Origin of the sequence: Nostoc sp. ATCC 53789 (assembly GCF_009873495.1) — a bacterium.
In the GTDB taxonomy this organism is placed as follows: Bacteria; Cyanobacteriota; Cyanobacteriia; order Cyanobacteriales; family Nostocaceae; genus Nostoc; species Nostoc muscorum_A.
Genome location: NZ_CP046703.1, coordinates 2,435,420 through 2,456,279 on the forward strand (window position 1 = coordinate 2,435,420; position 20,860 = coordinate 2,456,279).

Sequence of the window (20,860 nt, forward strand, 5' to 3'; positions counted from 1 at the left end):
CGGAGGGCGCAGAGAGAAAAAACAGCTTTTACAAGTCATCTTGAAAGGGCTAATGTTTTTACTAAGAGGTTGTTTGAAAAGTGTTTAGCTGTAACTTTAGGCACTTTAGATCCCCCCTAACCCCCCTTAAAAAAGGGGGGAACCGGAATCAAAGTCCCCCTTTTGAAGGGGAGCCACTGCGGTCTTGGGGTCTCCCCAAGTAGAGCAAGTGGCGCGGATTTAGGGGGATCTAAAATTTTTGATACCGACAAGAGGACTTTTCAAACATCCTCTTAGGTCGTCAGCAGTCATTCAATTTGGGTTGAAGGAAAAATCTGCTGATTTCTAATTCCTTTCATCTGCTAAACACCAGGAGTAGAGCCGCCATCAACGATAATCTCTGTTCCTGTAATCGATGCAGCTAGATCCGACACCAAAAATAACGCTAACGCGGCAATTTCTTCTGGTTGGGCGATTCTTTTTAAAGGAATACTTTGGATGTTTTGTGCCTTAACTTGCTCGACGGTAATGCCTTGCGCTTGGGCGTTTTGTCGAGCTAAAGTCTCAGCACGCTCAGTAGCTGTAGCACCGGGCGATATGGCATTAATGCGAATCTTGTACTCGGCTAACTCTTTAGAAATACCCTTTGTAAAATTGAGTAGAGCCGCATTGCTTGTACCACCAGCTAGGAAGTTAGGGCGAGGTGTACGTCCTGCACCGCCAACGATATTGACAATCCGTCCATCACCGCGACTTTTTTGATGGGGGACGACGGCTCTAACTAAGCGGATGTAGCCCAATAATTTTAAGTTCCAAGCATCCAAGAATAAATCATCAGTGGATTCAAGGAAAGATCCAGCACGGGCTGAACCAGCGTTATTAATCAAGATATCAATCTGACCAAACTGGGACAAGGTGGTTGAAACAACTTTCTCAACATCCTCTGCTTTTGTTAAATCAGCACTAATGGCAATAACTTTCGCCCCTGGCGTGGGTAGGGACTGGATGGCAGCTACTGCATTTTCTAGTCTTTCTTGATTGCGGGCTGCGTAGGCGTAGCCCGTCGCAGACATCGCAACATTCACACCTTCACTATAAAGGGCTTTGGCAGTAGCTAACCCTATTCCTGCACTTCCTCCTGTAACAATCGCGGTTTTGCCTGATAGTTTTAGTTCTAAACTCATACAAATTTACCCTATCCCTGTAACTAGATTAATTAACGGAATTTTGTTAACTACGGCAAACCAGTAGATTTACAGTATTTTGGTAACGTAAGAAGGAAATTATCACAGACAGCCAGAATAATCAAGCACCTGGCAAAAAGATTTGTTGCATCAATGCTTACATCTATTGCTGTGTTGTAAGCTAGTCCCTGTCAACCTCCACCTCTTACCTGGCTGTATGACTAGCTGCTCTCCAACTGTCTCTAGATTTTGCTAGGTAATATGGGTAAATTCAAAATTCAAAACTTTTATATCTTTGATCTAATGAAACTTAAGCGTTATTTCTGGATAACTATTTTAACCATTACTACATTATTAGTTGCTATTTTACCTGCTAGAACTCAGCAACATACACCATCAAATACCCTGTTTCAAGCATCAACAATTAGCGCTCTTGCAGTAGGAATTTTTGACGGTGATACTAATTTTCAGCAGTTGAGAAAACACGGTAATTTTGGTTTGGGGACAGTAAATGCTCTGGATGGAGAAATGGTTGGATTAGATGGCAAATTTTACCAGATAAAAGCTGATGGAGTTGCTTCTGTTATTCCTGATTCAATGACAAGCCCTTTTGCTACAGTCACCTTTTTTCAACCAGAAACATTAATTAATCTAGAAGGGCGGATGAATTATAAACAATTGCAGCAATCTTTAGATCAGCGCTTACCAACTAAAAATTATCCTTATGCAATTCGTATCCAAGGTAATTTTCCTTATCTAAAATTTAGAATTCCTCCTAAACAAACTCCACCTTATCGTTCTTTAGCTGAAGCACTAAAAGAACAATCAATTTTTGAATTAAGGAATATCAATGGCACTTTAGTCGGTTTTCGGACACCTGAATATATGCAAGGAGTAAATGTTAATGGCTATCACTTTCATTTCATCGCTGCAAATCGCACAACTGGAGGGCATATCTTAGATGGACAATTTCAAAATGCTAAAATAGAAATTGATCCTCTATCAAACGTTGAGATAAATTTGCCCAAGAGTGCTGAATTTGTGCAAGCTGATTTAGAAGATAACAAACCTGTTGAAATCAACAGAGTTGAACGTAAGTAAATATTTTTGAATAAAAACTATGTCACTACCAGAAACTATTGCAAAACAAACGGATGCCCGCCCACCTGTGGCGATTGGGCATGTAAGATTATATGTGAGTAATGTACCGGAGGCTAGCGATTTTTTCGTCAAGATAGGACTGCGGTTGATTACCCAATCAGAACAATTAGCTGTTTTGGAATTAAGGGGAGGAACGCACTTAGTTTTGAGAACAAGTTCAGACGCGATCGCACCTGGAATAAATGCACCTTTTGATCTGATTGTAGATGATGTTGTCGCCACCAGAGATACTTTTAAGAAGTGGGGACTGACTGTTTCTGAAATCGAAACAGGCAGAATCCACAGTTCATTTAACTTAACTGGGCCGGATGGCTATTTATTGACGGTGACTTCTTCACACACAGGCGGTAGAGAAGTTTAACAATCAAAGAGAAAGGTGTTAGCCGTCACAATTGGGTGTAGTGCGTAATTAGTAGCGATGCCTACTACGGCGTGCGCCAACGCACTATCTTAGCGACGCAACCCAATTACCCGCTCTAAGTCTGCTCCTGTAAAAATTGCATTGGTAACATTAGCATTGGTCAAATTTGCATCTTCTAGATCAGCTTTCGTAAAATTAGCTTTGCTGAGGTTCGCTCCCGTCAAATTTGCCTTTCCTAAGTCTGCATCAGTTAAATCAGCGCCACTCAGGTTAGCATTACTCAGATTAGTTTCATCTAAGTCAGCGTCAATTAGGATGGCATTACTTAGATCGACTCCGTTGAGGTCGGCTTTATCTAGGTTCGCACCTCGAAGGTTACAGCCTTGACATTTTCTGGTGGATAAAAGCTGTTGAACTGGATCGCTTGTCGCAGTTACAAGGGTGGGAGGAGTTGGAACACTCTCTGAATTTTGCTGATTTGTTTGTAGAGGTGTAGTTGGAACGGGGGCTAGATTTGGTTCTGCCGCCTGTGGTTGTTCAGGTTTAGAACATCCGATTACAACTCCTGCTGCTAAGATAGCGATCGCAGTTAGACTAATTTTTTTCTTTACAGCTACAGACTTCAATTTTCGATCAACCTCTTCTACTTTACATCAATTCTTAATTTAGCAATTCAGGCAGTAATGCAAATCTATCTTAAGTTTAAAAAATGATAATTTAGCTTGTTAGTTCTGGGTTAGCTCACAAGATGAAAATATACTCTCAACGACTCTGTTTAGAACCACTAAAACCGCATCATGCCGAACTGCTTTTTGATGGATTACAGAGTGAGAGTATATACAACTTTATCGAAGATATACCGCCACAAAGTGTTGAATCGCTTCGCGATCGCTACATGATATTGGCACGTCGTCAATCACCAGATGGTACGGAGATTTGGTTGAATTGGGCTGTCTGGTCTTTTATCGAAAAATGCTACGTTGGATATGTTCAAGCAACAATTACTGTAGATAATGGTGCAATCATTGGATATGTATTTTTCCCTAATTTCTGGGGAAAAGGTTATGCACGCGAAGCAGTGAATTGGATGATTAGTTATTTAGTTGAAACCTACAAAAATATTGATTTTTGCGCTTACGTTAATGTCCAGAATCACCGTTCTATTGCTTTATTGCATAATCTGGGATTTGTCCGCTCAACATTTTTTCCAAATATTGAGTCTAATCAAGATGAATTTAACCAGGAAGTACAGTACCGAAAAGGCTGATAGATAATTAAATTCAGATTATTGGTTTTACAAATGCACAACAATTTGCATTTATTAACACCAGGTTTGCACAACATGACCCTTCAACTCTTGTCCTAACCAAGGTGTATTTTGTGAAAGTGTATAAAGACTTTTTCGTTCAACTTTCCAGATTTGCTGGGGGTCAAATAAAGTAAGTTCAGCTGGTTGATGAGGTAGAATTGCACTGACTTCTTGCCCCAAACATTTTGCTGGACTGGTACTTAATGCCCGCCATAATTCTAAAGCTGTAAATTCCTCAGTTTCAACGAGATATTGCCACAACAAAGGTAATGCTAATTCTAAACCAATTGCTCCTGGAGGGGCTTCGGCAAAGGCTTGGACTTTTTCTTCGTAGCTGTAGGGTGTGTGATCGATAGCGATCGCATCGATCACACCCGCACGTACCCCTGCACGTAACGCCGCGACATCATGCGGATTTCCTAAAGGCGGGTCTAAATGCAAGCTAGTGTGATAACTCTTAACTGCTTTTGTATCGAGTAAAAGGTGCATCCAGGTGGTGCTGGCGGTGATGGGTAAACCAGCAGCCTTGGCTGAGGCGATTAATTCCACGCTGCGAGATGTGGAGACGCGCATGATATGGACTGGTGTACCGATCGCTGCAACCAATTCAAGCATTGCTGCGATCGCAGTAGTTTCTGCGCTGGCGGGTATTGGGGGTAAACCGAAACGGAGGGCATCTGGCCCTTCTCTCATTACACCATTTGCAGTTAACTGGCGATCGCTCGGCCAAAATGCGACTGGTTTGCCCAACGGCTGGAGATACTCTAACACTCGCCGCACCAGCGCCAAATTTTCAAAGGGCTTACCATCGCTAAAACCAACAACTCCAGCAGACGCTAAATCTGCTAATTCTGTCATTTGGTTTCCAGCAACATCCAGGGTGATAGCACCCCAGATATTAAGCAGGGGAGCAGGGGAGCAGGGGAGCAAGGGAGACAAATTTTCCTCTACCCCTCTGCCCCTCTGCCCCTCTGCCCTCTTCTGCTGCAACTGGGACACAAGTGCAGGGTTATCAATAGCTGGGGATGTATCGGGTAAGATGCTAACTCTGGTAAAGCCGCCAGCAGTAGCAGCGTGTAAAAAAGATAATAGGGTTTCCCGTTCTTCAAATCCTGGTTCACCGGAGTGGCTATACAAATCCACTAACCCAGGCCCGAGAACTAATCCCTGACAATCTCTAATTTGAGTATTGGGATGAATATCAGCAATGTGCGAAGCCACTTCTTTGATATAACCATCAGCAATCAGCACATCAAAGAGTTCGTCGATTTCAGAAACTGGGTCAATCACCCGTACTTTTTGCAGCAGTTCAGTCATAAAACTTTTTAGTTAAGAGTTAAGAATAAAGTTAGGAATTAGAAGTTATAAGTTATGAGTTAGGAGTTATCAGTTATTTGTTCCTTGCTCATCATTTTTAACTTTATTCATCACTCATAATTTTTAACTCCTAACTTTATTTCTAATTCCTCGCTCCTAACTCCTAACTTCTTTACAATGCTCCTGCTGCCGTTTTATCTAGTACGCCTCCACCAAAGTGAGTAGTGATGTTCATCGCTTGCAATACTGGTAAACCATCGATTCCAGAAGGGTAGTCGATAACGCTGACTGCGCCATTACCCTGGCGGAAATTCCAGAAATTTTCTAGCGATAAACCCAGAATGTGACAAAGTAGAGTTTTATTTGTAGCGTCATGAGCTACTACTAATACAGTTTTGAATTGATTAGTTAATGCTGCTTCCACAATTGATTGCCAAGCTGCAACGCTGCGTTCCCAAACCTCTTGCAAATTTTCCCCTTCAGGCATTTGCACTTGGGCGGGTACTAAGCGCCAGCGCTGCAACTCTCCGGGAAACTCTTGTTCTATTTCTGTTTCTAATTTTCCTTCCCAGAGTCCGTGGCTGATTTCTCTTAAACCATCTTGCAAGTCTAACTTTACATTAGGATGCTGTTTTAAGATAATCTCGGCTGTTTCTTTCGGGCGCAGCATTGTGCTACTTACTGCAAAATCAATCGCTACCTCTTGGAGAAATTCGCCTGCTTTTTGCGACTGTTGTCTACCGTTGTCATTGAGGGGGACATCAATTTGTCCTTGAAACCGGGTTTGGCGATTCCAGTCGGTTTCGCCGTGACGCACTAGCAACAACCTGACTCCTTGATGATCTGGTCGCAATGAGGGTAAAGTTTCTCCTGTATGTTGCGTCTGATTTAAAGATTCTAGCTGGACTGGTTCGCCCAATCCCCCAGCAAAATTAAGTACGCTGATGCCACAGTTAGATTGCTGTATGGAATGGTAGCGACTTGCAGGGATTCCCAAGGCTGTGCTGATTAGGGCGCGATTAATGCCGTTATGTCCCACTATGAGAATAGTTTCGCCTTGATGCTGAGACAAAGTTTCTTGCCAAAACTGCCGCGCTTGTTCGTATAAAGCAAGAACAGGAAAATGTTCTCTTGTTCCTTCTGCATCATTAAGCAGCATCCGCAGTTCGTCTGGGCGTTGATGCCAAGTGCGGTAGTCTTCGGCAAATTTTTGCTTAACTTCAGCAGTTAGCAGTGCTTCCCATAAAGGAAGGTCGATTTCTAGTAGTAAATCAGAAACTTGAATTACAGCAGATTGTTCGGAACGAGTAGCTAACTCACTATGAATAATATCTGCTGTGTGTTTTGCTCGTTGCAGAGGACTGCTGTAAATAGCATTAAATGAAATATTGCTGAGGGCTTTGCCAGCTTTACTGGCATCGTTACGACCTTTCTCGGTTAATGTTGACGCATCAGTGCGTCCCTGAATACGCCGCTCGGTGTTATAACCACTTTGACCGTGGCGCACAATGATGACACGAGTCATCTCAAAGCCCTCCTGTATCTAGACGATTAATTTTACTGCAAAATGATTGCAGAATTACCGACTCAGGAAAGCGGATTTAGTTAAAAGGGTAGTTAAGAATCGCAACTATACAGGCAAAACCCACCTCTGTGGGTTTCAAACCCTCAATTATTTCCCTAATCAAGCTAGTGGTCTATGTCATTAATTCTGATGGGTTATAAAAGTTCGTAGTAAGGACTTTAGTCCTTGATTTGAGCGATAAATCGCTCACTACAAACCTAGCAAAATTAATGCGATAGACCACTAGTGGTTAATGTCATTAAGGTGTTCAGATCCCCCACTTCTTAAAAAAGCCGGGGATCTCGCAACCCAGTGCATTAAACGTAGCGACTGTCTTAAAAGTCAAGCGATCGTTAACAAAAAAACGTGGGTTGGAGCATTGACGCAACAGAGGAACGCTGCGCTAGATTCGGCGGTGTCTGGTACGGGCTAGAAGACTTATGGCTTGTAGTCTAGATAGTCAAAGCCCGCACCAGACACTCCGCTTCGCCGCCGAATCTTCCTCGGTTGCTGGATTTCTCGTGTAGGCAAAAACAGCATGAAAAATTTACCCCAGTTATAGGGGAGCATCAATGCGGATGCCGTACATTGCTGGCTCTGGGCATCAAGCAAAGTATAAAAAGGTTGACTTGTGATTAAACATTGACAATTGGTTTAAAGTTGTCAGTTAGACACCAAGGCAAATTATCTCGAACCATTGCATTTAAAATGACTAACATCTTATGAACGCAAGCAGTTAGGGCCAATTTTTTGGATTTACCACGTTCGACAAGGCGCTGATAAAAGGCTTTGATAACGGGATTATGACGCATAGCAACCACAGCACCCATATAAAGAGTCGCTCGAACATGGGCACGACCACCATTAATCATCCGCTTACCTTTGTGTTGACCACTATCATGATTGATCGGTGCAACACCAACTAAACGAGAGATTTGTTTGGCAGTTAATTGACCGAGTTCTGGTAAGTCAGAAACGAGGGTAGTAGAAATAACTTGACCAATACCAGGAGTAGTTTTGAGTAAATTGACTTTATCAATCCATTGTTGATTATTTTGCGTCAATTCCTGAATTTGTTGATTGAGCTGTTTGAGACGCTCTTCAAGATATTCAATATGAGCCTCAATATCTGCTAATGCTTTACCACGGGCACGCGCCCGACGATTTTTCTCAGCAGTCTGCATCTCGACTAACTGTCTTCTGCGACTAATTAATTCGCCCAGTTGACGCGCTGTTTCAGATTCAATTGCTAACACCTGGGGTTTCATTGCTTCCCCAAAGTGTGCCAAAATTTGTGCATCAATAGCATCAGTTTTTGCCAACCGACCTGTGGCTTTCGCAAAATCTCTTCCAAGGCGTGGATTAATTAATGCTACTGGTAAAAGTGCTGCCTGCAATTGGATAATAAGTTCTGTTTCTAATCCTCCTGTTGCTTCTAACACAATCAGATTTAAATCAAATGATTTGAGTTGTTCTACTAGATGAGATATTTCTACTTCTGTATTAGCAACTTTCAATGCTTTACCCATTGGACGGATATAAACATCGAGAGTTGCTTTACTCACATCAATGCCTACCCATTGAGAAATATTTTCCATATTTCACTCTCAACTAATTTCTGTACCCTGTTTTGAATTCATCCCCTTGATTTAACTCATCCTTGCCCGATACGGACTGTATACTTTAAATATCAGCGTTTAAAGCTTTGACCCCGGCGACTGTTCGAGTTCTGTCAAAGAGATTGTTGTAGTGACCCATGCTACGAAGCGGTCTATTATGACCAAGGTTGGGACGGTCTACTACTATTTCTAAGATACAAGGTTGGGTGAAGCGGAGCGCAACCCAACATAATATAGGACTTACGCAAATTATCTCTCAAACTCTGATTTCTCTGTGCCCTCTGTGCCTCTGTGGTAGCCTGCGGCACTTCGTGTCTACGTTATTCCGTAACTCGTGCGTAAGTCCTAATATATCAGAATGTTGGGTTACGCAAAGCCTCCACCCAACCTACTAGCGCGGCAAGCTCAACTTTATACCTGATTATTCTCTCCCTAAATCTAACTGTACTTGCAATCCATCATTGTCATTGCCAGACTGAGCGGGTGTTAAGAAAACAGAAGTGTCTGGCTGTGATAATGTCTCGTTAAAGCGGATTTTGACTGGAGTTTTGTCTGTTCTATTATTATTAGAGATTGTTGATGGATTAGTTTGCTCAAAAAACTTTCCAAAGTCATCTTGGGCTGTTCTATTATCAATTCCGACTAGAGAATCACCAGTTAATCTATATTGTCCTGAATTTAAGCTTGATGCTGGTGACTGGGCGTACACCTGGCTTCCTAAGCTTGCAAAAGCTGTGGTAATTCCCAACAAAGCAATAATTTTGGCGTTCATTTTTTTGTCCAAATTATCTTTAATATTGCTTGTCTTTATTCTCTGGGCAAATTATTTTAATTAACTCTATCGTTAGGTTCTACTACAATAATTGTATTGCGTATATACTTGGCTCGTCAATTATTTCTGCTCTATATCGGGTAAAATAAACAGACAAAATATTAACCAAGCTATAACGTTGCTATTCTTTGAGATAGTGTGATTATCTAATTTCGTTTCCCAGCGATCGCAGTTACGTTCGTTGAAATATACCAATCGCTCCACTAACGCAATCATACAAGCGATCGCTAATCAATATTATTCCTGCTCTCAAATCCTTTCTATATCTTGCCCTGCATAGAGAATTCGCACAACTCCAATGTTTTAATATTGCTCGAAGTAAAAATAATTATAGCCAGTGTTATCCTAAGAAATATTAGGAATTAACAATTAGTTAGGCAAATGAGTATCACCGTTAATGTTTCTGAAGTAACTGCCAAGTTTTCTGAATTGCTGAGTCAGGTATTACTTGGTGAAGAAGTGGTGATTGCACAGAAAGGTATTCCAGTTGCACGCCTAGTAGCTCTCACAGATACAGCCTCACCTCGAATTCCAGGATTGGATAAAGGTAAAGTTATCATTGCACCAGATTTTGACGAGCCTTTACCAGAAGATATCCTAAATGATTTTGACAGTTCTAATCTAGTTTAGCGATGAGAGCTTTACTGGATACTCATGTATTTATTTGGTGGGTAACAGATGACCCTCAGTTATCTTCCACTAGTCGCAGTATAATTGCTGATTCAGGTAATATTTTATTTCTGAGCGTGGCAAGTGTTTGGGAGATTGTCATCAAGACTAAATCGGGTAAGCTAACTTTACCTGAACCTGTAGAAGAATATATTCCAAACCGACTAGCACTAAACCGCTTCGAGAGTCTAGACATTCAAATGACACACACTCTACAGGTTGCCAATTTGCCAAACATCCACCGAGATCCGTTTGACCGGATTCTGATTGCCCAAAGTCAAGTAGAGAATTTGCCAATTGTAACCATAGACCAGAAAATTGCACAGTATTCTGTCGAGATTATCTGGTAATTAAAGCTTAGAAATAACGATCGCACCTTGGTTGATGAAAAAATAGCGATGTTTAACGACAGACAAGCCAAAGAAGCATCTACGTATCTAATCAGGGACTTCATCAAGCTATTTGATCCTGAATGCGTTCTTCTCTCAACTCATCTATAAAGGCATTAACATCAAAGTTTTCTGGTAATTCTGCCTCTACAACTAAAATCCCTTGTTTTCGATAAATGTTTGGTTGGTTAAGGGGCGGTACATTCGCTATCTCAGAGTTTTGTTGAGTATGTTCTTCAGTGACTTGTTGACTCAGCGTATTAATTTTTTCTGCAATAGCTTGCAAAACAAATTGCTCAGTCGAAATTCCCTGACTACTTGCCCATTTTTCAATCTTTTGTTGGAGTTGGGGAGGAAAGTTTATAGATGTAAATACAATTAACACTCCAATTGTAAAAGGCGATCGCCTACGACGGGCTACGTTTACGCATCTTAGTTGATGAAACAAAAGAATCGCTCAAAACTACTAGATTGCAAACTCTATCGCCTGGACTCGCTCTTTTAATTACGAATTAATTTTTTAGCCAATCGCCACAACAGATAAAAAGGTAAAATTAATATCGCTAACAAAATTTGCACAAACTGACCTAATCGACGTAACCAGATAGCACGGGGAGTAGACTGGCGTTGCAGGATTGCTAGATTTTCTCGAATTGTTGTTGTAGTGGGATGATTAACTCCTAACACTCGTTGGCACATTGCCAAAGCTTCTACGTACAGAGGTTCAGCTTTGCTATAGCGTTCTTGGCTATAGTAGAGGAAAGCTAAATTGTTCAGGCTAGCAGCCATATCCGGATGGTCGCCAGCAAACAGGCGCTTTGTCATTGCCAAAGCTTCTACGTACAAAGGTTCGGCTTCGCTGTAGCGTCCTTGCCTTTTGTAGAGAGCAGCTAAATTGTTCAAGCTAGCAGCCACATCTGGATGGTCGCCAGCAAACAGGCGCTTTGTCATTGCCAAAGCTTCTACGTACAAAGGTTCGGCTTCGCTGTAGCGTCCTTGGCTATAGTAGAGAAAAGCTAAATTGTTCAAGGTAGTAGCCATATCCGGATGGTCGCCAGCAAACAGGCGCTTTCTCATTGCCAAAGTTTCTACGTACAAAGGTTCGGCTTCGCTGTAGCGTTCTTGGCTATTGTAGAGCAAAGCTAAATTGTTCAAGCTAGCAGCTACATCCGGATGGTCGCCAGCAAACAGGCGCTTTCTCATTGCCAAAGCTTCTACGTACAGAGATTCGGCTTCGCTGTAGCGCCCTTGGCTATTGTAGAGAGCAGCTAAATTGTTCAAGCTAGCAGCCACATCCGGATGGTCGCCAGCAAACAGGCGCTTTGTCATTGCCAAAGCTTCTACGTACAGAGGTTCGGCTTCGCTGTAGCGTCCTTGGCTATAGTAGAGCAAAGCTAAATTGTTCAAGCTAGCAGCCATATCCGGATGGTCGCCAGCAAACAGGCGCTTTCTCATTGCCAAAGCTTCTACGTACAAAGGTTCGGCTTCGCTATAGCGCCCTTGGCTATAGTAGAGGAAAGCTAAATTGTTCAAGGTAGTAGCCATATCCGGATGGTCGCCAGCAAACAGGCGCTTTCTCATTGCCAAAGCTTCTACGTACAAAGGTTCGGCTTCGCTGTAGCACCCTTGGCTATTGTAAAGACCAGCTAAATTGTTCAAGCTAGCAGCCACATCCGGATGGTCGCCAGCAAACAGGCGCTTTCTCATTGCCAAAACTTCTACGTACAAAGGTTCGGCTTTGCTGTAGCGCCCTTGGCTATAGTAGAGCAAAGCTAAATTGTTCAAGCTAGCAGCCACATCCGGATGGTCGCCAGCAAACAGGCGCTTTCTCATTGCCAAAGCTTCTACGTACAAAGGTTCGGTGTCGCTATAGCGCCCTTGGCTATAGTAGAGGAAAGCTAAATTGTTCAAGATAGTAGCCATATCCGGATGGTCGCAAGCAAACAGGCGCTTTCTCATTGCCAAAGCTTCTACGTACAAAGGTTCGGCTTCGCTGTAGCGCCCTTGGCTATTGTAAAGACCAGCTAAATTGTTCAAGCTAGTAGCCACATCCGAATGGTCGCCAGCAAACAGGCGTTTTCTCATTGCCAAAGCTTCAATGTACAGAGGTTTGGCTTCGCTGTAGCGTCCTTGGCTATTGTAAAGACCAGCTAAATTGTTCAAGCTAGTAGCCACATCCAGATGGTCGCCAGCAAACAAGGATTGGAAAACATTTACGCATTCTCTACTCCAAGGTTCTGCTAATTGATATAATCCTTGTCCATTGTAAAATCTTCCTATCCCCACAAATATCCAAATTAGTTCATCATTGGGGACTGAAGCTAAAGAAATTATCTGTACCTCTTTTGCTTCTTTTATCTCTGCAATTATGCGTTTACTCAGGTCTTCGAGATGGGGAACGATATCTCTGATGCTTTCAATCTGCTTAGAAGTGGGTGAATTGGGAAGGCTTTGGGCAAGGGTTATCATGGCGGTGGCAAAGATTGTTTCTAAAACCGATTTGGTTTCGCCAGAGTTTGCTAACTCCTCTTGCAAAAACCACCGCACTAAGGCATGAATTTTATAACATCCTTCTCTTTCTTCTACCAGTTGCAGCAAGTTACGCCCGTAAAGTTGCTTTTTAGCTTGGTTTAATTCATCTTCTGACCAAGTTAGCTGTCTTTCTTCCTGATTTTCTCCCTCCCCTCCAACTGTTGCCACCCAAATAACCAAATCCCAAAGAATCAGTGCAGGAGAAAATAAACTCAAAAATCTTCCTAATTGTTGCGCCAGTGGGTCGAGTTCTTCCCAAGTTAAAGCAAAGGCGGCTTTGACCCCCAATTGAGTTGGGTGAATGGTTTTCCGGTCTTGTAAAGCTTCTTCTGCTAATTTACGTTCTTGCAATCGCCCAAACATCATATCTAAAGATATGTCCGGGTCGCGTACCAAATAAGCTCCTACTAACTCTATCCCCAAAGGCAAATATTCCAGACATTCACATATATTTGTTGCGGCTTGTGGTTGGTTTTCAACTCGCTTATCTTTTTCCCCCAACAGCCGTTTTAACAGTTCTAAGGCTTTGCCTGGTTCTTTTTGGGGTGAGAGAACATCTAAGGAAATCTCTTGAATAAAATTCGGGTCTAAATGCCGCAGTCGAGTAGTAATTAAAACTTGGAAGCGGTTATCCTTGGGAACGACTTGGCGGAGGTTGTCTAAATCAGTTACGTCATCGAAGACGATTAAAATCGGCAACTCAGAGTTAGGATATCTAGACCAACACCAGGCGACTTGTTCTTCAAGGCTTAAAAATCTTTCTCCTAATTCTTGGGGAATCTCCAAATCAAACTGCAACCGAAAAAACTCTAAAACTTCGGCGGCGAGATTGGTTTCTCTGTCGTTAAACCAGGTAATCCCGCCATAATCTTGTTGATATCGTCTAGCGTATTGGGTGGCTAATTCAGTTTTGCCTACGCCTCCCATTCCCGCTATTGCTACATAGTCTTTGTGCTGCAAGTCTTCATGCAGCATTGTCAGTTGCGTTTCTCGCCCGACAAAATGAACAGAACCGCGATAAGGGATAGATTTTGTGGGAGTTAACTTTGTCCGTTCCCCGTCAGACGGCTTCAGTCAGTTAAAGGTGACTGGGGCGTTAAATGTATTGCCTTGGAAAACATTCTTTATCTCATTTGCCAAATTTTTATAGTTAATACTATTTGGCTGTTGCGGCTGCGACTTCAGCGTATCGGCAAATTCTTGTATAGATTGAATAAATTGAGGATTTGGTTCAGTTTTAGCTGCTTCTGCCAATTCTTTTATTGCTTCTGCCACTTCCGGATTAGCTTTAGCCGCAGATTCCACCTCTAGCAGAGCCTTACCATAATCGATCGCTTGTTCTGGTGCTTTCTCGATCGCTGCTACAGTATGGGGAGACTGTTTTTTGAGGGTGACGAGAAACTTGCCAGCCTTATCCAATAAGGTTTCTGTTACCTTTTCGGTTGTTTTTTCTAAAGCTTTGGTGGCTATTACAGAACCGATTGCGATCGCCGCAGTTTCAAGTATCATATCCTGCCTTGGCTATGTGTATCCTATTTACTTATTAACACACTGCTTTTGTTCTAAATTCCGCAGCTAAGTTAAAAAACCCAGATTTAACTCAGCGTTACATATCTTGCATAGTTCAGTATTACCATCTCTATTCATTGCGTCTGATATCTAGGTTTTTTGGAATTGAAACCAATTGCAGCTAACTTTCACTAATTAACTGTAACAAAGCTTCCGTTGATATCTTGCCACTCATCTCAGTACCTTCCAGCAGGCTATCTGCCAAATCTCGTTTCTGGTGATGCAATTGCACAATTTTTTCTTCGATAGTATCCTTTGCTACCAAGCGATAAATTGTCACCGGGCGTTGTTGCCCGATGCGATGGGCGCGGTCTGAGGCTTGGTCTTCCACTGCGGGATTCCACCAAGGATCTGTATGAATCACATAATCAGCCGCAGTTAGATTAAGTCCTGTCCCCCCTGCTTTGAGACTAATCAGAAAGACATCCCCTGAACCAGCTTGGAACGCATCGACCCGTTTTTTGCGCTCTGCCACTGAAGTACTGCCATCTAGATATTGATAATTAATACCTTGCTGTTCGAGGTAATCGCGGATGATGTGCAAATGGTCAACAAACTGACTAAACACTAACGCTTTATGACGATTTTCCAGGAGTTCACCTAGCACCTCACCAAAAAGTTGCAATTTGGAACTGGGTAATTCAGTACCAGGCATCACTAAACTAGGATTACAGCAAGCGCGACGCAGTTTCATAATCTCAGCTAAAACCTGCAAATGTTTCTTTCCTGCTTCTGCATCACTTTCGGTCAGTTTAGATATTGCCTGACGGCGCAATGCTTCATAGAATGCCTTTTCCTCTCGACTTAACTCTACATGAAGGAGAATTTCGGTACGAGATGGTAACTCTTCTAATACTTGATTTTTTGTCCGCCGCAACAGAAATGGTTGAATCAGTTTTTTGAGTTTATTACGTGCAAGTTTATCTTGATATTTTTCAATGGGGGTAGCAAAGCGTTGATTGAAGCTTTCAAAAGAACCCAATAACCCAGGATTAATAAAGCGGAACAAATTCCACAACTCACCCAGGTGATTTTCAATGGGAGTCCCAGTAGTCAGCAACTTAAAATTAGATTTTAGGTTCATGGCTGCTTGAGAACGTTTAGTGGTCATATTTTTAATTGCCTGGGCTTCATCTAGGACAATAGTTTGCCACTGTATCTGAGCAAGCATTTGCGCTACTTCTTCCTGCTGTAATAAACCATAGCTGCATACCAACATATCTAAAGGTTGTAAACCATCCAATAATTTTTGGCGGTTAGCACCAGAAAATTGAATAATATTGAGAGTTGGGGCAAACTTCTGCGCTTCACTCACCCAATTCATACATACAGAAGTGGGGGCAATAATTAGGGTTGGCCCTTCATGGGCATTTCTGAGAATGACCGCCAATGCTTGCAAGGTCTTACCGAGTCCCATTTGGTCTGCTAAACAAGCACCCACACCCCAATGTGCTAGCCGCGCCAGCCAACAAAAACCTTCCATCTGGTAGTCACGTAGTTCTGCTTGAAGGGTAGATGGCAGTTCCGGCTGGAGGTTTTGCACCTCATGGAGACGCTGGATATGTGTTTTCCAGTGTTTATCTGCTTTTACCTTACCTACCTCATCGACAAAATCTTCTAACCCTAATGTTGCTAATGGGTGAAAACGAATACCTTTACTATGTTTTTCTGAAAACATCCGTAATTCGTCGAGGCGTTTTCGAAAAGCTTGAGTTAAAGCCAAAAATTGACCATCACCAAGGGGGATAAATCGGCTGGGGGTTTTCTCTAATAGTTCTAGTAGTTGCTGCATATCCAGCACTAAGTCGTTATTCAATTTCAACTCCCCAGTGGCTGCAAACCAATCTTGCTGACGTTGAATTGATAAATTAAAGTCTTTCAAGTCTGCATTGTGGCTAACACGCAGTTTTTCTCCTTGTGGCCATTCTATGACTACGTTATTTCCCTGTGCTTGCAGTTCTAGCAGCAGTTCTAAACAGTCTTCGGGTTCGTCTATAATCCATTCACCATCTTGTTCTTCAGTTCGAGTCAAGGTGGCGCAGGCGGCTATAGCATCTTTGGCAAGTTGCTTTTCTTCAGACAAATTTCGTCTGGTTTGGAGACGTTTACCGTCAATCTCGGCAATTACAGTTTCACCACCTGTTCCAGGACGGTAGTAGGGACCACCTTGGGCAAAGGGGCGCGACAAAAGGCTGATTTTCAAGCCGGCATTGGCAGGTAAAAGATGAATATGGGGTAGAGTCTGGGCGGGTACTTCTTCTGCACCTTCTGAACCGCCACCAATGTCAGAATGTACAGTGACGATGCCAGAGACGGCATTAATGGCTGCTAAAACTTGTTTCTCTGCGATCGCAGGCACATTTAATTTATTATCTATACCAATAATCTCTGCAATGCGTCTGTGTTCGGCAGTAATTTCAATGACTTTGATGCGGGTTGGAGTTTCTTTGATATGCAGAATATTCTGTGATTCTGGTAATTTGGGAGAAAATTCCAAGGTGAGACGATCTTGTTTCCCTTTTTTAACCAGTAGTTCCGGTTCTCCCTTGACAATTTCTACACGGATGGTAGGTGTATCTTCCCAAAAAACCAACGGGTGTCCAATTAAAGCAGAGATGGCTTTTTCACCGAAGGTATAATCAACTTTGCCGTAATAGCCATCACTATATGCCTCAATACAACTACATACCCGCATATCTTGGGGTGTGATGTAATCAAACTCAGATAAGGCACTACTTAGACGCTTGAGGGCAATGGGGCGACCTTTACTCCATTCCCCTTTGGCATTAACTTTTTGTTCTTTTGGTTGTAAGACACATCTACTAGGATAGAAAGTTATGAACCATGCTAAACGCAGTTCCGATTCTGGTTTTCCTGGTGTTTGTGGTTCTTTTTGGAGATTTGCCAGGGCATTGAGGCACATTTCCCAAGCTTCTTGGGGTCGAATTAAGTCTACGATGGTTTGGATATTGCTATCTTCTCGCAGTGCCTCTGCAAGTTGTTTATAGTTACTACTAGGTTTGAGTCGGGATAGGAGTTCTGCGGTTTCCATTGCCAACCAGTGATAACCGGATGTGAGCGATCGCCGATACAATGGTTCTAGTAAATTAGGTAAGCGTTTTTTAGCACTCTCAGCATCCATCCAGTAAAGGCATAGCGAGCAAAACAAGGTTTGTAAGCTATTTTCTTCTTCCACGGAAGAAATATGACCACTGACTACAAATTGTTTTTGAGTAATATCACCTTGGTGGACTTGCAGTACCATTTTCAGTCTGCCATAAGTGAACCTGAGCCAATGATCTGATTGACGGGACATCAAACTGCTATACTCTTCTGCTTCTTTGAGGCTTTGCGCTGAACCATCTTTTAAAAGTACGAGGATGAAAAATAAGCCCCCAATTGTATTGAAATATATTTGGCGTTTGCCTGTAGCCTTTTTGATGGCTTTCAGGGCATCTTTATAATATTTGATGGCTTGTTCATTATCACCCCGCAGAAAACTTAACCAACCCCGAAAGATCGCAGCGTTATTTTGATATTCATTTGATATTCGCTCTAGACTTTCTTGTGCTTCTTGGGTACAACCCTGTAACAACAGTTGTTCTGTCAAAATCAGATGTAGATAATCTGAGCAATGTTTTCCAGGTGTAGAACATTCTTCTTCTAGCAGCATCAACGCATCTTCCGAAGCAGATAATTTTAAGGCTGAATTGAAGAGGATACTGGATATACCACTTTCATATAATCCTTGTGGTAGGGTGTTAAACCAATCTGCATCAAATGGATTATTGTATATCTGCTCAAAGATATTTTCTATTACTATTTTTTCTTCGCTATCACTGTACTTCTGATAAGCTTCAATTTGCTGATTAATAAAACTAAGGTCTTGGCGATAAATACCAATGCGGATTTCTCTGATACACTGGCGCAGACTGGAGAAAATCCGATAATCCCTGTTCCAGTGAGTATGTATGGGTAGCTTTTCCTCTACTACTGTGACGAGGATTTCAAACTGTCCGGTTTGTACAGCATGACGAGTAGCAATTTCTGTAAGTAACGGATGACATTCAGCACCTTGCCTGCTTTCCTGTATTAACAAGCCTGCTTTTAACAATTTATCAATTTGGAAACTGAGGGTTTTAGTAACCCAAGGTTTATTGTTTTCATCTAAAGCGTCAATTTTACTAAGACAACTTACGAATGAATTTTTGTCTATCGGTGCATAAACCAACGAAAATAATTGGATGATTTTTTGTATGGAAGGATGTAATTTGAAGTATTTATCCGCAAGTTGTGTTTGCAATTTTGTGGTATCAGTTGCTAAATTAATCATACTATTGGTCTGCTAAGTGAAGTTTGAAGAGTAAAGGAACGAACCACAGAGGCGCAGAGGGCACAGAGTCAGAGAAAAAAGAGATTTTAAGAAGTGTCTCACCCGTCAAAGTTAGCTTGACAGACTACTATTGATTCAGTTGTTTAAATAATTCCATTAATTTACGTTTACGTCCATGAGCAGCTTCTAGTTGTGAGCGATAAGCAGACCATTCAGTTTTTTGTCCTAGTTGAAGATACGCAGATTTTGCTTTTTTGAGCCAATTAACCGCAGCGTCATAACGGTCAGCTTTTCCTTGTTCCATAATTGGTTCTGCCCGTCTGCGAGCGTTATCAATTACCCAATCTGGACGATGGGAAACTGCTGCATCCATGACTCGATGAACCAATTCTGAAGCATAATAAATATCTCTTTCTACTGTTCTAATTGCATCATCAATTAATCCTTCATGGAGGAAAATATCGACTTGAGCTTCTTTTATTCCCCAATTTGGCTGATCTCGTAGTGTTTGCAGTAAATCTTGTTTGATCGTCAACCAAGTTTCTCCTGCATAGTCTTGAATCTTACCATAGTCTCGAAACGATGGTCTGATTTTAAAAGCAATGATGCTGGCAGTTAAGGCAGTAGCATTATCTTCTAATCCTTGGGCTAAATCACTTGTCCAAGTAGCAAATTCATATAAACAGTTACCTGTTAAATTGATACCTGCTTGGCATATTTCCAATGCTTCAACTAAATACCCATCTTCCCGCAATATTTTTGCCAGAGCAAAACCCTCTTCTGCTCTTTCCATCAGGATTTTAGCCGCAGACATGGCTTCTTCTACTCTTCCCAAAGCTGCTAATTGCGTTAGGTATTGCAGAGTCATTTCTTCTACTAAAGCTAGATTTAAATACTCTGTATAACGATTTTGACGTTCAAGAATTTGCAAGCGAATCAATGCTAAATCATCAGCAAAGCTTGGTCGTTCATTTTCCCAAAGTTCTGCGGTATCATATCCTTGCATAATTTGTTGCAGTGGTTCATAATCCCAACCTTGACGCAATGCTTCTAAACTCATACTAAAGTCTGCACTGATTTCGTCTTGCCATGATTCCAACATCAACTGCAAATCTACTATTTCTCCTGTAGACATTTCTGCACACAAAATTGCTTCTGTCCACGCGCTATCAAGAGGTTCTGCGATGGAATAACTGTCTCCACCATAATCTAGCAACTCGTCCCATTCTTGGGCATAAGTTTCGGTAATAGTTTCGAGAATTGCGATCGCATTATTGCCATCTCCATTTTCTGCCAACTCCCGCGCTTTCTCAATTACAGCCAGCAAATCATCTGTAAATGGGTCTTCTTCTGAACCATACTCTAATTCTTTCAATCCATCCCGCAAAATCCGCTTGACATGAGAGCGAAAAGGTGACGTGTCAATTTTGCTTTGGCGGGTAGAAGGCTGTTTTGTTTTTGGTTTTGGTAAGTCTATCAAACTTACAAATTCATCAATATCATCAATTATTTCTGGTCTATTTTCCACCAGTTCTTGTAATAATCGCTGAGTTTGAAGAAGATCGAGGCGATTTAATAATTGTTCTAGCGTTGGACGTTCTTCAATGATCTCTGATTGACGCGAACAGCTTAATAAGGTGGCAACAATATGTTTGCACCAACCATCATAATCATAAGGACAGGTACAACAAGCTGAGGTAATTCCACCTGCATCAAAACGAATACTGACTTGATATGGTGTAATTTCGCCGCCTTCTACCTCTGCTTGAATTAGATTACCGCGTTTTTTTAGTTCAGCGATCGCGCCCCTGCGGTAATATTCTTCACCACGACTATAGGATGAAGCGTTAGAGTTATGACGGATTATTGCTTCAGAAATTCCTGGAATCGACATAGCACCCAAGTATTTTATTTTTAGCTTACGTTTAAACTGCCTTTATTTTCTCTTGTGTCTGCATCTCACTTAAATCCCAAGTTGTCTTAGTAAAGACTATTTTGATTTTCGTGCTGCAAAGTATTTCTCACTCCAATAGCATAGCCAC

Annotated in this window: 17 protein-coding genes; 5 read left to right on the forward strand and 12 right to left on the reverse strand. The window is 41.9% G+C overall.

Annotated elements, in window-relative coordinates; all coding sequences use genetic code 11:
* Positions 1-341: 341 nt before the first annotated feature.
* The gene (locus GJB62_RS10050; protein WP_114080603.1) at positions 342-1,163 is read right to left on the reverse strand and encodes an SDR family oxidoreductase; all 822 of its coding nucleotides are present in this window, start codon (positions 1,161-1,163) and stop codon (positions 342-344) included.
* 261 nt (positions 1,164-1,424) lie between these two features.
* On the opposite strand from GJB62_RS10050, the gene budA reads away from it, so the two are divergent.
* Positions 1,425-2,264, forward strand: coding sequence for an acetolactate decarboxylase (gene budA, locus GJB62_RS10055; protein ID WP_245246130.1), 840 nt, complete (start codon positions 1,425-1,427; stop codon positions 2,262-2,264).
* Between the two features lie 19 nt (positions 2,265-2,283).
* Entirely contained in the window at positions 2,284-2,685 is a 402-nt protein-coding gene (locus tag GJB62_RS10060; protein WP_114080602.1) for a VOC family protein, read from the forward strand.
* Positions 2,686-2,774: 89 nt separating this feature from the next.
* On the opposite strand, the gene GJB62_RS10065 is transcribed toward GJB62_RS10060, so the two are convergent.
* A complete protein-coding gene (locus GJB62_RS10065; protein WP_245246132.1) occupies positions 2,775-3,311 on the reverse strand; it encodes a pentapeptide repeat-containing protein in 537 nt (178 codons plus the stop codon).
* A gap of 122 nt (positions 3,312-3,433) precedes the next feature.
* Between GJB62_RS10065 and GJB62_RS10070 the strand changes: the two genes are divergently transcribed.
* Complete coding sequence (locus GJB62_RS10070) at positions 3,434-3,952, forward strand: GNAT family N-acetyltransferase (protein WP_114080601.1); 519 nt, start codon at positions 3,434-3,436, stop codon at positions 3,950-3,952.
* Positions 3,953-4,006: 54 nt separating this feature from the next.
* On the opposite strand, the gene GJB62_RS10075 is transcribed toward GJB62_RS10070, so the two are convergent.
* The 5 genes from GJB62_RS10075 to GJB62_RS10090 form a co-directional block, all read right to left on the reverse strand.
* Positions 4,007-5,311 carry a dihydroorotase gene (locus tag GJB62_RS10075; protein WP_114080600.1) on the reverse strand — a complete coding sequence of 435 codons (1,305 nt, stop codon included), beginning with the start codon at positions 5,309-5,311 and terminating at the stop codon, positions 4,007-4,009.
* Between the two features lie 172 nt (positions 5,312-5,483).
* Positions 5,484-6,836, reverse strand: coding sequence for a histidine phosphatase family protein (locus tag GJB62_RS10080; protein WP_114080599.1), 1,353 nt, complete (start codon positions 6,834-6,836; stop codon positions 5,484-5,486).
* Between the two features lie 674 nt (positions 6,837-7,510).
* Positions 7,511-8,473 carry a transposase gene (locus GJB62_RS36955; RefSeq protein ID WP_209271447.1) on the reverse strand — a complete coding sequence of 321 codons (963 nt, stop codon included), beginning with the start codon at positions 8,471-8,473 and terminating at the stop codon, positions 7,511-7,513.
* A 442-nt stretch (positions 8,474-8,915) separates the two neighbouring features.
* On the reverse strand, positions 8,916-9,266 hold the full coding sequence (locus GJB62_RS10085) for a hypothetical protein (RefSeq protein ID WP_114081256.1): 351 nt from the start codon (positions 9,264-9,266) through the stop codon (positions 8,916-8,918).
* A 120-nt stretch (positions 9,267-9,386) separates the two neighbouring features.
* Positions 9,387-9,542, reverse strand: a complete 156-nt coding sequence (locus GJB62_RS10090; RefSeq protein ID WP_159402489.1) for a hypothetical protein — start codon at positions 9,540-9,542, stop codon at positions 9,387-9,389.
* A 165-nt stretch (positions 9,543-9,707) separates the two neighbouring features.
* Between GJB62_RS10090 and GJB62_RS10095 the strand changes: the two genes are divergently transcribed.
* Positions 9,708-9,956, forward strand: a complete 249-nt coding sequence (locus GJB62_RS10095; RefSeq protein ID WP_069074142.1) for a type II toxin-antitoxin system Phd/YefM family antitoxin — start codon at positions 9,708-9,710, stop codon at positions 9,954-9,956.
* A 2-nt stretch (positions 9,957-9,958) separates the two neighbouring features.
* Positions 9,959-10,345: a type II toxin-antitoxin system VapC family toxin gene (locus tag GJB62_RS10100; protein WP_114081257.1), complete on the forward strand. Its 387-nt coding sequence runs from the start codon at positions 9,959-9,961 to the stop codon at positions 10,343-10,345.
* A gap of 103 nt (positions 10,346-10,448) precedes the next feature.
* On the opposite strand, the gene GJB62_RS10105 is transcribed toward GJB62_RS10100, so the two are convergent.
* The 5 genes from GJB62_RS10105 to GJB62_RS10125 all read right to left on the reverse strand — a co-directional run bounded on the left by GJB62_RS10105 (position 10,449) and on the right by GJB62_RS10125 (position 20,712).
* Entirely contained in the window at positions 10,449-10,832 is a 384-nt protein-coding gene (locus GJB62_RS10105; protein WP_245246133.1) for a hypothetical protein, read from the reverse strand.
* A gap of 53 nt (positions 10,833-10,885) precedes the next feature.
* Positions 10,886-13,891 (reverse strand): tetratricopeptide repeat protein, encoded by a 3,006-nt coding sequence (locus GJB62_RS10110; RefSeq protein ID WP_159402490.1) that lies wholly within the window; start codon positions 13,889-13,891, stop codon positions 10,886-10,888.
* Positions 13,892-13,990: 99 nt separating this feature from the next.
* Positions 13,991-14,425: a hypothetical protein gene (locus tag GJB62_RS37415; protein WP_114084096.1), complete on the reverse strand. Its 435-nt coding sequence runs from the start codon at positions 14,423-14,425 to the stop codon at positions 13,991-13,993.
* A gap of 181 nt (positions 14,426-14,606) precedes the next feature.
* Positions 14,607-18,818, reverse strand: coding sequence for a DEAD/DEAH box helicase (locus tag GJB62_RS10120; protein WP_114084095.1), 4,212 nt, complete (start codon positions 18,816-18,818; stop codon positions 14,607-14,609).
* Between the two features lie 127 nt (positions 18,819-18,945).
* Positions 18,946-20,712 carry an SWIM zinc finger family protein gene (locus GJB62_RS10125; protein WP_114084094.1) on the reverse strand — a complete coding sequence of 589 codons (1,767 nt, stop codon included), beginning with the start codon at positions 20,710-20,712 and terminating at the stop codon, positions 18,946-18,948.
* Between the last annotated feature and the right edge of the window lie 148 nt (positions 20,713-20,860).